Source organism: Micromonospora arida, assembly GCF_042873195.1.
Taxonomy (GTDB): domain Bacteria; phylum Actinomycetota; class Actinomycetes; order Mycobacteriales; family Micromonosporaceae; genus Micromonospora; species Micromonospora arida.
This window is the reverse complement of the sequence record NZ_JBIALC010000001.1, coordinates 1037677-1051209: the sequence shown is the minus strand read 5'-3', so window position 1 is coordinate 1051209 and position 13533 is coordinate 1037677. Positions and strand designations below refer to the sequence as shown.

10 protein-coding genes are annotated in these 13533 nt (G+C 71.7%); 3 read left to right on the top strand and 7 right to left on the bottom strand.

Annotated features, from left to right (window positions below):
• Window positions 1-108: 108 nt before the first annotated feature.
• Together ACFYP0_RS04930 and ACFYP0_RS04925 are read right to left on the bottom strand one after the other, a co-directional pair.
• The gene (locus tag ACFYP0_RS04930) at window positions 109-768 is read right to left on the bottom strand and encodes a C39 family peptidase (RefSeq protein ID WP_355499596.1); all 660 of its coding nucleotides are present in this window, start codon (window positions 766-768) and stop codon (window positions 109-111) included.
• A gap of 1291 nt (window positions 769-2059) precedes the next feature.
• On the bottom strand, window positions 2060-3943 hold the full coding sequence (locus tag ACFYP0_RS04925) for a Xaa-Pro dipeptidyl-peptidase (protein WP_386994446.1): 1884 nt from the start codon (window positions 3941-3943) through the stop codon (window positions 2060-2062).
• 338 nt (window positions 3944-4281) lie between these two features.
• On the opposite strand from ACFYP0_RS04925, the gene ACFYP0_RS04920 reads away from it, so the two are divergent.
• Window positions 4282-7611 carry a S8 family peptidase gene (locus ACFYP0_RS04920; protein WP_386994444.1) on the top strand — a complete coding sequence of 1110 codons (3330 nt, stop codon included), beginning with the start codon at window positions 4282-4284 and terminating at the stop codon, window positions 7609-7611.
• Window positions 7612-7737: 126 nt separating this feature from the next.
• The gene (locus tag ACFYP0_RS04915; protein WP_355499601.1) at window positions 7738-8418 is read left to right on the top strand and encodes a DUF998 domain-containing protein; all 681 of its coding nucleotides are present in this window, start codon (window positions 7738-7740) and stop codon (window positions 8416-8418) included.
• Between the two features lie 10 nt (window positions 8419-8428).
• Here ACFYP0_RS04915 and ACFYP0_RS04910 read toward each other — a convergent pair whose 3' ends face one another.
• From ACFYP0_RS04910 to ACFYP0_RS04890, 5 genes are all read right to left on the bottom strand, one after another.
• Window positions 8429-8944 carry a DUF2231 domain-containing protein gene (locus ACFYP0_RS04910; RefSeq protein ID WP_124862720.1) on the bottom strand — a complete coding sequence of 172 codons (516 nt, stop codon included), beginning with the start codon at window positions 8942-8944 and terminating at the stop codon, window positions 8429-8431.
• Window positions 8945-9072: 128 nt separating this feature from the next.
• Entirely contained in the window at window positions 9073-9708 is a 636-nt protein-coding gene (locus ACFYP0_RS04905) for a LysE family translocator (protein ID WP_355499607.1), read from the bottom strand.
• A 2-nt stretch (window positions 9709-9710) separates the two neighbouring features.
• Complete coding sequence (locus ACFYP0_RS04900) at window positions 9711-10457, bottom strand: metallophosphoesterase (protein WP_386994441.1); 747 nt, start codon at window positions 10455-10457, stop codon at window positions 9711-9713.
• 90 nt (window positions 10458-10547) lie between these two features.
• On the bottom strand, window positions 10548-11591 hold the full coding sequence (locus ACFYP0_RS04895; RefSeq protein WP_386994438.1) for an SEC-C metal-binding domain-containing protein: 1044 nt from the start codon (window positions 11589-11591) through the stop codon (window positions 10548-10550).
• Window positions 11592-11671: 80 nt separating this feature from the next.
• A complete protein-coding gene (locus ACFYP0_RS04890) occupies window positions 11672-12502 on the bottom strand; it encodes an NAD(P)H-binding protein (RefSeq protein ID WP_386994437.1) in 831 nt (276 codons plus the stop codon).
• A 102-nt stretch (window positions 12503-12604) separates the two neighbouring features.
• Here ACFYP0_RS04890 and ACFYP0_RS04885 point away from each other — a divergent pair, with 102 nt between their 5' ends.
• Window positions 12605-13531, top strand: a complete 927-nt coding sequence (locus ACFYP0_RS04885; RefSeq protein ID WP_386994434.1) for an AraC family transcriptional regulator — start codon at window positions 12605-12607, stop codon at window positions 13529-13531.
• The last annotated feature ends 2 nt before the right edge of the window (window positions 13532-13533 follow it).

The window sequence follows — 13533 nt, the reverse complement described above, 5'->3', positions numbered from 1 at the left end:
TCACGCTGAGGTCGACAATTGTCAATACGTGCCGCAGTTGGTGGAAAAGACGCCGAAGGGCCGGCCCCGTGGTGGGGTCCGGCCCTTCGGCGTGTGCTGGTGTGCGGGTCAGCTGGTGGCGTAGCCGCGGGTGGCGATCCAGTCGGCGAGGTGCTCGACGGTGACCTCGTAGGAGGCGGTGTTCGCATCGGCGGAGTCGGCGATCTTCACCACGTTCCCGCCGTCGCGGTAACCCACGACGCTGATGTAGTGCCCGCCCTCGAAGGAGTGCACCCCGCCGTCGGTGTCGACGCTGGTGCCGGCGATGTTCGCGACCACGGCCCGGCCGTCGTCCACGGTCTTGACGATGTCGGCGCGCAGCTTGTCGGTCTGCTTGGCGTCGGCGTCGGGGGTGCTGATTTCCACGGACCGGTAGGCGTCGTTCTTACCGGTTTCCTTGTTCAGCACCGGGGTGATGTCGTTGATGGAGTTGGTGCCGGCCTCGGTGGTGCCCATCTCCTTGGCCATGGCGTCCACGCTGATCTCCTTGCCCTGCACGGACAGGGCGTTACGCGTGGCGGCCGGGCCGCAGTAGTAGAAGTTCGGCTGCGCCTCGTAGCGCACACCGAGCTGACGCTCACCGGCGGGCTTACGGTCGCTCTGCGTCTGGGTGGCCGGCTTGGCATCCGACGCGGCGTACGCGGCGGTCACCGGTCCGGCGATGGCGCCGCCCGTGAAGGCGAGGCCGGCAGCGGTCAGGGCGGTCTTACGGATCAGATCGGTACGCATGATGGCGTGCTCCTCTGCATCGGGGGTGCCCGCACGGCACTCAACGGGGGGTCAGTGCGACGTGCGGGGAAAGTTCGAGGGGTTCTGCCCGGTGACCCGCGAGGGGGGTCGGCGTCGGGACAAGGTGTAACCGTTCGCGGTGGCAGGTCATTCCGCCTGCCCGCGAGGGCCGGCCTGTTGTGCTGCTCGGCCGTGCGGGGATGTAACCGGGGCGGCCTGGCGGGTGTTCCCGGCGGCTGCCCTGCCCGGCCGTTGTCGTGCTCGGCCGTGCGGAGGGTGTAACCGTGCGGGCCTGGCGGGTGTTCCCGGCGGGGCCGGTGCGCCAACGACCCGGGCTGTTGCGGTGGTCTGCCAGGTATAACGACCCGACCCGGCCGCCGATTCCGCCGAGGGGGTGGCCCCGACCACCCGACACCCGACGCCAAACCCGACAAACCACCCACCCCGCCGGCCGTGCGAACCCGACACGGAGGTCACGGCGGCGTGATCCACTCGGGTTCCTGAAAGTCGCGGTGTCCCGGCGCCGGGGATGCCCCGACTTCATGAAAGCCGAGTGGATCATGCCGGTCTGCGCCGTTCGCGCGCCCCGGGCCGGTCCGACCCCGAGGCCAGCGCGCCGTGTGCCCCGGCCTGGTCCGGGGCAGCCCGCGTCATGTGGCCTGGCCTGATTCGCGTCACCGCGCCGTGGCCTGGCCTGGCTGGCCGGGTTAGAGCGTCGTGTGGCCTGGCCTGGTCCGGGTTGGCGCGTCGTGTGGCCTGGCCTGGCCCGGGTCAGCGTGTGGCCTGGCCTGGTGCGGGTCACCGCGCCGTCGGCCCGGCCTGGCCCGGGTTGGCGCGTCGTGTGGCCTGGCCTGGTCCGGGTCACCGTGCGTTGGCCCCGGCCTGGCCCGGGTCGGCGCGCGGACCGAACCTCGCGTCCCGCATGATCGTGCTCGATCCAGGAAATAGGCCCTTCCCCATGCCACGAGACCACTACATCCAGGATCGAGCACGATCATGCGGACTCGGGCAGGGCGGCGGCGTTCGGGCCGGTCCGACGCGGGGTCAGTGTGGCGTGCGAACCCGGCACGGGGGAGACGGATGGCGCGATCCACTCGGGTTCCTGAAAGTCGCGGTGTCCCGGCGCCAGGGATGCCCCGACTTCATGAAAGCCGCGTGGATCACGCCGCTGAGTGGCGGCCGGCGGCACCTGCGCGGCAGCACGCGGTGCTACGCCGGCGGAGGGGTCCCGACGTGCGGGTGGGGCAGCCCGAACGTGTCGGACTGCCCCACCCGGGAGCGCAGGGACGAATCAGAACCCGAGGACGCTCCGCCCGCCGACAACCGGCAGTCGCAGTTCGCTGTCGTTCGGCGCGACCCGCAGCTCGGTGCCGCCCAACGGCAGCAGGGTGTACTCCTGGTCGCTGGAGAAGACGACCACGCCGATCCGGTGTCCCGCCGGGAAGATGTAGTCCTTCGGCTCCATGGTCCACCGGTAGTCGTACAGCTTGCCCTGCTTGACCGGCTCGGTGCGCGCGGCGCTCTTACGGTTCTGCGGGTCCATCCAACCCCGCGTCACCACGGTCGGGGCGGCGGTCGACCCGGCCGGGCCGTAGTCGACCAGGTACGCGGTGAGGTTCGCGTCCGGCTTGTTGTCGATCGCCATCCGCAGTCGCATCTCCGGACGCCCGGAGATGCGCACGCTCTGCGTCAGCTCGGGGGAGCGGTAGGCGAGTCGGTTGGCGCTCGCGGTGTCCGGGTTGGACACCAGGGTGTCCGGGTGGACGGTCCGGCCCTCGTCGACGAAGCTCTGCTCGATTTTGGCCTTCGGCGGCTTGCCGGTGGTGAGCGCGCCGGGTGCGGTGGTGTCGGTGGCCGCGAAGCGCAGGCCGACTTCCCGCGCCGCCGGGTCGGGCCAGTTGGCGTACGTGGTGTAGGCGCGGTCCTCGCGCTGGAGCACGGCCGTCGGCTCGTCCATGATGCCGTTGCGCACGTTCCACAGCCAGAAGTCGAACCAGCGGTTCTCGGTCTGCTTGTACGTCCACGTCTGGCCGCCGGGCAGGGTCACCGAGGCGCTGCTGCCGGGACCGCCGTGGCCGCCCTGGTGCAGCCAGATCTTGCGGGGGACGTCGCGCTTGGCGAGCTGGTCCCACCAGCCGGCGAAGTGCTCGGTCTTCACGTTCCAGTCGTTGAGGCCGTGCACGACGAAGACGCTGGCCTTGACGTCGCGGGCGTCGAGGTAGTCGCGATCCTGCCAGAACTTCGAGTAGTCGCCGGTGACCCGGTCCTGCTTCGCGGTGATATCCGCGAGCTCGTCGGCGCACTGCCCCTCGGCGCGGGCCTGCCCGGCGGTGTACTGGGCCAGGATGTCGAGGTCCTCGCCCTGGAACGTCCCGGGCGCGACCACCAGGCCGTTGGCCCGGTAGTAGTCGTACCAGCTGCTGATCGCGGAGACCGGCACGATGGTCTTGAGCCCCTTGACGCCCGTGGTGGCGACCTGGTTGGGCAGCGTCCCGTTGTAGGAGACGCCGGTCATGCCAACCGCGCCGGTGGTCCAGCCGGCGGTGACCGGGGCGCCGTTCGCGTCGTACCCCTTGGCACGGCCGTTGAGCCAGTCGATGACCGCCTTGGTGCCGAGCGTCTCGGCCTGGTCCCCGCTGGTCGGGCAGCCGTCCGAGTCGCCGGTGCCGACGCTCTGGCCGAGCACCACCGCGTACCCGCGGGGCACGTAGTAGTCGTCCAGCGAGCCGGGCAGGTTGGCCTTCGCCTGGGCCCGCTGTGCGCCGGCGTCGAGTGCGCGGCGCCCGTTGCGGTCGGTCAGGCCGTTCTGCGGCAGGTCGTCGACCAGCACGCTCGGGTACGGCACGTCACCCCAGGTGCCCTTGCGGTACGGGCTGTGCTCGAAGATGACCGGCACCTTGAAGCCCTGCGTGGCGGTCTCCCGGGGGCGGGAGATGTCGATCGCCACCCGATCGGGCCGACCGTCGTGGTCGGTGTCCACCGGGGTCTGGACGAACACCCGCTCCTCGATCGCATCGGCGAGCGAGAACACCGGTTGGGTCATGCCGTCGCTGACCACGATGCCGGTGGGCGTGGTGGGCGTGGGCGGGGCGGCAGCCGCGGGTGGGGCTGCGCTGAGGACCAGGGCGCCGGACACGCCGACGCTCAGGAGTGCCAGATGACGGGGTCGACGCATGCGCGTCTCCCTTCGGTTGGGCTGGTTGCCGGGGTCGGCAGGGGCCAATCTCGAAGATCCATTCGTCGCCATGCTAGGTCCGGGCCGGCGTCCCGTCGATCCCTTCGGCCAGGCACGCATCTGTCGTCCACACCGTCGATGCCGGTCTACCGGGCGGCAATCGAAACGACATCGAACTGAGCCCGGCGGCGAAACAGCGCCGAAATCCTCAGCGCGCGGGCCGGAAAACCCCTCGTCAAGGGGTGCCCGGATGATCCTTTCCCTGCATATGATCTTGCCGAAGTCGCCCGAAGAGGCGGGTTCGTCCACATTAGACGAGGAGCAAGATGCTCAGGAAAATGCGATGGCTGTTGGCCGTCGCCGTCACGGCCACGACGCTGACCGCCCTACCGGGCGGCACCGCCACGGCCGGGCCCAGCGACATCGGTCAGACCGGCGCACCCGCAGCCACTGCTGACGGGAAGACGCACACCGTCACCCTGCTGACCGGGGACGTGGTGACCGTACGGGACACCGGATCGGGTTGCCCACACGCCACAATTCGGCCGGTGGACGAGAACGCGGTGATCCACCAGAGCTGCGGCCCCGACGGGCACCTGCACGTCATCCCCGCCCGCGTCGCGTCCCAGCTCGGCTCGGTCCTCGACCCCGACCTGTTCGACGTCACCACGCTGATCGCTGACGGCTACGACGACGACAACTCCGCCGAGCTGCCGCTCATCGTGCAGCCCGCCACCGCGTCCGCCCGGGTGGCCGCGCTCGGTGACGTGCTGGCGTTGCCCAGCATCGGTGCGGTCGCCGGCCGCGTACCCAAGAAGAGCCCGGCCACGGCGAAGCTCGCGACCAACTCGCTGCTCGCCGGCGCGAAGAAGGTCTGGCTCGACCGCAAGGTCCGGGCCACCGCCCTGACCGGCGGTGGGCGCCCGGCCGGCCTGGACCGCAACCTGGACCAGATCGCGGCGCCGGACGCCTGGAAGGCCGGCTGGACCGGCAAGGGCGTCCGGGTCGCGGTGCTCGACACCGGCGCCGACTTCACCCACCCGGACCTGGTCGGCCGGGTCGCCGACCGGGCCGACTTCACCGTCGAGGGCGGTGACGCCGTCGACCACAACGGCCACGGTACGCACGTCGCCTCGACCATCGCCGGCACCGGCGCGGCCGCACACGGTCAGCGTCGCGGCGTGGCGCCGGACGCCAAGCTGGTGATCGGCAAGGTTCTCGACGACTCCGGCTACGGCGACGACTCCGGCATCATCGCCGCCATGGAGTGGGCCGCCACCCGGGCCGACGTCATCAACATGAGCCTCGGCGGCAGCGACCCGGACGACGGCAGCGACCCGCTGTCGCTCGCCGTCGACACTCTGAGCAAGTCCACCGGCGCGCTCTTCGTCATCGCCGCCGGTAACAGCGGCGGCGCCATCTCCTCGCCGGGCTCGGCCGCCAGCGCGCTGACCGTCGGAGCGGTCGACCGCAACGACAAGCTCGCCGACTTCTCCAGCCGCGGGCCGCTGGTCACCAGCAACGTGGCCAAGCCGGAACTGGTCGCGCCCGGTGTCGACATCGTCGCCGCCCGGGCCGCCGGCACCAACCTCCAGGACCCGATCGACCGGTACTACGAGGCGATCAGCGGCACCTCGATGGCGAGCCCGCACGTGGCGGGTGCCGCCGCGCTGCTCGCCCAGCGTCACCCGGACTGGAGCGGTGAGCGACTCAAGGCCGCCCTCGTCGGCGCCGCCGACCCACTCGCCGGCATCGACCCGTACGCCGTCGGCGCCGGTCGGCTCAACGCGGCCCGGGCCCTCGGTGGCCCCACCGGCAACCAGCCGGTGGTCAACCTCGGCACCTTCGCCTACCCGCAGTCCGGGACCAGCGAGACGAAGCTGAGCTGGACCGCTGAGTCGACGGCCGTTCTCGACCTCGACGTGTCGATCGTCAACCACGACGGCCAACCGGTGCCGCGCGGCGCGGCGTGGCTGTCGACGAGCCGGCTGACGCTCAAGCACGGCACCACCGCCTCGGCGACCCTGCGGGTCAACCGTGCGGCCCTGGCCGCCCGACCGGGCTTCTACCTGGCCACCGTCACCGCCCGTTCCGGGCGCAAGCTGGTCGCGACGACCCCGGTGAGCTTCTACGTCGAGCAGCCCAGCTACGACCTGACGATCCAGACGAAGCCGCTGCCGGGCCTGAAGGACGGCGCGGAGAGCTGGATCAACCTGCTGGTCACCAACCTCACCGACCCGCTGATCTACTACGGCGGTGCGGGCGGCACGCCCGGAGACACCTTCACGCTGCGGGTGCCGGCCGGCCGGTACGCGATCCTCGGCTCGTCCGTCGCCTACTACGTCGACAGCGACGTGCTGGAGTCGACGCTCGCCGCCGAGGTCGACCTGGACGTGCGCGGGGCCCGGAGTGTGACGCTCGACCCGGCGCGGGCCAAGCCGGTGACGGCGACGGTCGACGGGGTGCCCACCACGCCCACCCGGACCGACCTCACCAACGTCCAGACCGCGCCGAACGGCCTGTCCTGGTGGCACCAGATCAGCGGGTACGGTGCCAGGACGACGGTCCGCACCACCGCGCTGCCCAAGCCCACCGTCGGCTCCCGGCGCACCTGGGCGGCGGTCAACCTGGACTCGCCAGCCGGCACCGCCAAGCCGTACCGCTACAACCTGGTGCACGAGTACGCGGGCGGCGTGCCGGCCGACCCCGCCTTCCGGGTGAGCAAGGCCGAGCAGACGAAGCTCGCCCGGATCGAGGAGCGCTTCCACCAGGTCGACTCGGAGGGGATGGTCACCCAGCTGATCCGCAGCGGCTTCACCCCGGACGGGGTGCCGGTGACGCAGACCCACGAGGGGAACCTGCCGCCGTACCGCACCGACTACCTCTCCGCCGGCTACCGCTGGGCGGACGAGGGTGTCTACGGTGGCCTGTCGGCCCAGGAGGCGCCCCGCACCTACCAGCCGGGCAGTCTGCAGACCAAGGTCTGGGCGCGCCAGCCGCTGCACTCCGGCTGGTACGACGACCCGGCCGGCGTCGACCAGAGCTGCGCCACCGCTCCGTCACGGACCCGGGGCAACCTGCACATCGACCTGGTGTCGCTGACCGACCAGCACCAGCGGGCCGACTGCCTCCAGGGCTCCTCGATCGGGGTGAACCGCAAGCTGTCGTTGTACCGCAACGGGAAACTGGTCGAGGAGCGGGACCGCCCGCTCGCCGACTTCACAGTGCCGCAGCAGTCGGCCGACTACCGGCTGACCCTCGACGTCGACACGAGCCTGATCCTGCCGATCTCCACCAAGGTCAACACCTCGTGGACGTTCCGGTCGGCAGGGCCGGACGGCACCGGGAGCGTGCCACTGCCGCTGCTCGCGGTGGACTACGCGCTGCCGATGGACACCAACAACCACGCCACCGGCGGAACTGCGGAACTGGCCGTCCGGCAGATGCGGGGCATCAAGGCACAGAAGGTGACGTCGTTCCAGGTCTGGACCTCCACGGACGACGGGGCCACCTGGAAGTCGGCCCGGGTCACCGGCAGCGGCGACAGCTACCGGGTCGCGCTGCCGACGGCCGCCGCCGGGCAGTCCGTGTCGTTGCGGGTGAAGGCCGCCGCCAACGGCGGTAGCGGAATCGACCAGACCATCATCCGGGCGTACCACGCCGGCTGACCGTCGACACGGTGGTGCGGCCCGGCTCCGGCCGGGTCGCACCACCTTTTGCGTCGCGGTGTCGATCCGGCCCTACCTCGTTCGTCGTGACGGTGAACCGTGACGCCGACAACGAGAGGCACGCCCATGACGTCCGTCGCCGAGACATCGCTGCACCGAACCCATTTCCTGCTGGGCTGTGGCACTGTCGCCGGCCTGCTCTTCCCCGTCCTGTCGTTCGGGCAGGCGTTCACCCGATCCGGCTTCGACCTGCGCCGGCACGCGATCAGCTCACTCACCCTCGGTGACCTCGGCTGGTTGCAGGTCGTCGCGTTCGTGGGCACCGGCGTCCTGGCCGTCGCCTTCGCGCTGGGCCTGTGGCAGGCACTGCGACCGGGCCGCGCCGGCACCGTGGCACCGGTGCTGGTCGGCGTGTACGGGGTGGCGATGGTCGGCGGTGGGATCTTCGTGCCCGATCCCGCACTCGGCTGGCCACCCGGCGCCCCGGCGGGGCTGCCCGAGCAGGCCAGCACGGGCAGCGTCCTGCACACGGTGTGCGGTGCGGCGGCGTTCCTGTCGCTGATCGCGGCCGGCCTGCTGCTCGCTCGACGGTTCGCCGCCCAGGGGGACCGGAACTGGGCGCTCTACAGCGCCACCAGCGGTACCGTCGCGTTCGTACTCACCGCCCTGCCGTGGAGCGAGGGGAGCGCGAGCATCCGTTTCGCCGTCGGAGCGGTGCTCATCTCGGGGTGGCTCGTGGCGCTCTCCTGGCGAACCCGCGACGAGGGCGTCCTGACCGCGGTCGCGCCTTCGGCCAGCGGCCGATGAGCCACCGACGTCACTGGCCCTCCCAGACCGCCTTCGCCCCGGAGTCGCCGGTGCGCACCACGTAATACACGGTGACGGCGGCGGCCACCAGCGACAACACCTGCAACGCCAGGGTCAGCGGCCGACCGGGCCGCCCGTCCGCGCTGGCGTCGGCGGCCTTCGGCGCGACGAGCCGGACCAGCGCCAGGGCCACCACCCCCAACCCGATGCTGGCGTAGAGCGTGATGTCACCGAACTCCTGGTGTGCCTCCAGCTTCGGCAGGAACTCGGGGGTGACCCGGTTGGCGGCGCGCATCCGCTCGAGGAAGGCGTCGCCGGAGAGCTTCGTCAGCAGGGCGGCGACCGGCGCACCCACTGCCAGCAGCCCCAGCACCCACCGGGTGTGCGGCCGGATCGGCGGGACGAACGCGTAACCGACCGTCAGCAGGGCCAGCAGCGGCACGAAGGCGACAGCGGCGTGCAGCAGCAGAGGGTGGGCCGGGATGCCCATGAACTCCTCGAACATCGGCGTCTCCTCCGGTGACATCGGCCTGGACGTTGATCGTCCACATCGGGACGCTATCGGTACCACGCGGGCGTGTCATCCCCGCCGATCGCTCACCTGTCGCGGCCAGGTCGACGGTGACGGGCACCCCGCGCCGGGCGAACCCGGCCTCAGGTCGCCGCCGCGCGTACGCCGAGGCCGACCAGGATCACGCCGGTCAGCCGATCGAGCATTCGTCGCACCGATGCGGTGCGGAGCAACCGGGCGGCGGCACCAGAGACGACGGTCCAGCCGGCGAGCCAACAGGTGTGCAGCGCGGCGTGCGCCGTGGCGAGCAGCACCATCGGCACCAGCACCGGTCGGCCCGGTTCGAGGAACTGCGGTGCCAACGTGAGGTAGATGGCGGCGGCCTTGGGGTTCAGCACATTGCCGAGCAACCCCTGCAGATACGGGTGGTCCACGCGCCAGGGCAGCCTTCGGGCGGAAACCGTCGGTCGCCGTCCCGCCTCCGCGCGACGGCGCGACGCGGACCAGAGCATCCAGAGCCCGAGCCCGACCAGATAACCGGCCCCGACCAGCTTGACCACCCAGAACGCCTGCGACGAGCGGAGCACCAGCGCGGCCAGGCCGACAGCGGCCAGCGTGGCGTGCACGTAGAGCCCGGTCACCGTACCCAGGATCACCCACCAGCCCTGCCGCCGCCCGCCGGTGGCGACCCGCGAGACGACCAGGGTCAGGCTCGCGCCCGGCGTGGCGGTGATCGGCGCCACGGCGACCAGGAAGCCGAGCACCGCGACCCCGTGCATCCTCAGACCACCACCCGGTAGTGGGTGGTGAGCAGCCCGGCGTCGTCGTACACATGGAATGCGACGCCGGGCGGTTGGGTCTGGGTGGTCAACGGGCCCTCGCCCTCCCAGGGCATCCGCAGGGTGGAGACCACACCCGGGGCGATCCGCAGTGGACGGCCAGCGAAGGTGCTCGCGGCGGCGGTGTGGAAATGCCCGGTCAGCACGGCGACGACCTGCGGGTGGGCGGCGACGAGTTCGGCCAGGGGGTCGGCCGGCAGAAGCCGCATCGGGTCGATGACCGGGTGGTGCAGCACCACCGGCGGGTGATGCAGGGCGATGAACGTCGGCGTCCCGGCCGGCACCGAACCCAGCTCGTCGGCGAGCCAGGCCATCGTCTCCTCGTCCAGGTGACCGTCGTCCGCGCCGGGCACCGAGGAGTCGGCGAGGAGGAAGACCGCCCCGGCCACGTCGTGGCGGGCGTTGATCGGGCCGGTGCCGCCGCGGTCGTCACCGAGCAGACCCTTGCGGTACGCGTCGCGCACGTCGTGGTTGCCGGGGCAGACCATCACCGGCAGCGGGGAGTCGAAGAGCTTCGCGGCGGTCTCGTACTCGGCCACCTCGCCGTGGTCGGCGATGTCCCCGGTGATCAGGATCGCGTCGACCTGTCGTGGCAGGCCGTGCAGGTGGTCCATGACCCGGGCGGTCCGCTCGGCCGACCGGGGATGGCTGTCGAGGTGGGTGTCACTGAGGTGCGCGATGACCAGCACGAAGGCACTCCTTAACGGCTACTAGGGTGAAAGCCGTTAGGGACGCTACTCCGGGCCAGGCCGGCCGCCGCAGCGCGTCAGCCGCCGCGGTCAGCTCCGCGAGCGCGGCAGGCAGTCCTTCTTGTACTTGAGGCCCGAACCACACCAGCACGCGTCGTTGCGCTCCGGTGGCCAGGCGATCCGCGCGCTGGGCCGCGCCGACACCTCGGCCGCGTAGCCGGCCCGGACCGCCGCGTCGGCCGGGTCGCCGCCCCGTCGACCGGCGAACGCGGTCAACCCGGCCACTGTCGCGCCGAACACGCCCAACCCGGCCTGACCGGAACCCCGCAGCCGAACCAATTCCGTCTCCAGCCGGCCCCGGTGCGCGTCCCAGTCCGGCCCGTACACCTCCGTGAGGGCGGGGTGCTCGGCGAGCAGGCGATCGAACTCGGCCCGTGGCCAGAAGAGCAGATCCGACTCGGCGTCCCGACGCTCACCGGTTCGACGCACGAGCTGGGTCTCCAACCGGTCCGCCAGGTCGTCCTGCCGGTCGTGCGGCAGGTTCAGATTGCGGCGTACCCGATGCCGTTGTTGCAACAGGAAGAAGGCGACACCGGGCGCGTCCGGCGGACCGAGATCGACCACCGGGTCGATCGCCGTGCTGGCCGGCCCGGACGCGGCGGTCGCACGTTCGTTGAGCACTGTGTCGACCGCCTCGCTCAGCCACGTCTCGGCGGTCGCCGAACGCCCACCGGCGTCCAGCGCGGCACTGACGTAGGCGGGTGCGTCGGGCTGCACGAGCAGCAACGGACGCAAGGCGGTCAACTCCGCCATCGCCTCGTCGTCGTGACCGCCGGCCCGGAACAGCGCGCGGGCCCGCAGCGCGCGGGCGAACCCGGCCCGAGGGTCGTCTCCGGACGGGTACGCCGCCAGGGCCTGCTCCGCGTACCGCAGCGCGGCCTCGGGCCTCGCTCGGATCTCCGCGATCTCGGCGGCCAGAGTCAGCGCGTCCCCGGCGTCGTCCGGGTCCTCCAGCCGGCCCTGTTCGGCGGCCTCCGCGAGGTCGGCGGCGACACCGAGCGGATTGGCCGTCCCGAGCGCCGAGCGGCGAAGTTCGGCGAGGTCAGCCTTGGTGAGTATCTCTTTCGTCGGCACGATCTCACGGTACGTCGGGGTGCTCGCGGTATGCGGGCAGATCACCTGTTACGCCGCTCTCATGCCGCCCGCCGGGCGGACTACGACCACGCGCCGGCCGCCGCTGCCCGGGCGGCGTAGGTGTCGAAGTCGAGCGGGTCCCGTCCGAGAACCCGACGTACCCCGTCGGTCGGTTCGGCGAGGTGGCCTGCCCGCATGCCGGCGAACAGGGCGTTCAGCCCCGTGGCCGTCTCCGCCGGATAACCCTCGGCGAGCAGTTCGGCGTGGTACTCCTCCGGGGTGAGCTCCACGTAGCGGATCGAACGGCCGCTCACCCGGGCGATCGTCGCCACCGCCGCTGCGAAGGTGAGCGCACGAGGTCCGGACAGGTCGTACACCTGTTCGTGGTGACCGGGCGACGTCAACAGCGTCGCGGCCACGTCGGCGACGTCCTGGGCGTCGACGAACGGCTCCGTGGTGGCACCCATCGGCAGGGCCAGTCGACCGTCGAGCAGCGGTTGCCGAAACAGGTCCTCGCTGAAGTTCTGACTGAAGTTGTTCGGCCGGATGATCGTCCACTCGATGCCGGACTTCCGCACCGCCTCCTCGGCCGCGAGCATGCCGGGGGAGAAGTCATCGACCCGGTCGATCCCGCGCCCGGAGAGCGCCACGATCCGGCCGACACCCGCGTCGACCGCCTGGGTCACGAAGTCGGTGGCCAGCGCGGGGTCCTCCGGGGCGAGCAGATAGACCGCCGAGGCGCCGGCCAGGGCCGGCCGCCACGTGTCCCGCCGCGACCAGTCGAACCGCACCTCACCGGAGCGAGAGGCGGCCCGGACGTGCCGACCCGCCGCCCGCAGTGTCTGGACCAGCCGACGACCGGTCTTGCCGGTGCCGGCCATCACGAGTGTCGAAGGTGCGTTCGTCGTCATGACCACGAGTCAACCCGCCCGGCCGCGGGCGGGACATGTCCTGTCGTACGCCAGGCATGTCCGATCGTCCGCGGTCCATCCTCGGCGATCTATCGTCGGTGCATGGACCCGTTCGACAATCTGCTGCGCGGCCTGCACGCCGACGGCGCGGCCTTCGGCCGGTCGGTGCTGACGCCGCCGTGGGCGCTGCGGTTCACCGACGGCGCCCCGCTGACACTCTGTGTCCCGATGCGGGGCGAGGGCTGGATCTCCCACCCGGAGAGCGACAAGCCTCGCCTGGTCCGGGTCGGCGAGGCGGCCACCGTGCGCGGGCCGGCTCCGTTCGTCTTCTCCGCCGAGCCCCGGTCGAGCTTCGAGCCCGGGGAACTGCAGGACGTCCGGCGCGGCCAGACCGGGGTGGTCGACCCGGTGGGCGTGGACCACACCGACCGCCTCGTGCTGCTGGTCGGGGTGTACCACGTCCGGGGCCGGGTGCCGCAGCGGCTGCTGGGTGCGCTGCCGCCGGTGCTCGTCGTGCCGGAAGACCAGGACTGCGCCGCGCTGCGCGACTACCTGGACGCCCAACTCGACGCGGGGCGACCCGGACGGCAGGTCGTGCTGGACCGACTGCTGGACTGGTTGTTGGTGTGCACGGTGCGGGACTGGTTCGACCAGCCGGAGGCCGAGGCCCCCGGCTGGTACCGCGCGTTGGGCGACGACACGGTCGGGCCGGTGCTGCGTGCCATGCACGACGCGCCGGGCCGGCCGTGGACCCTGGCCAGCCTGGCCGCGCAGGCCGGCGTCTCCCGGTCCACACTGGCCAAACGGTTCACCACGTTGGTGGGCGAACCGCCGCTCACCTACCTGACCGACTGGCGTATGGCTCTGGCCGCCGACCTGCTGGCCGAATCGACCGCGACGGTCGCCGCCGTGGCACGTCACCTCGGGTACGCCGACGCGTTCGGCTTCAGCGCGGCCTTCAAACGCGTGCACGGCATGAGCCCCAGCGGGCACCGACGGCTCGCCCGCACCGACGCGACGGCGGCCTGAGC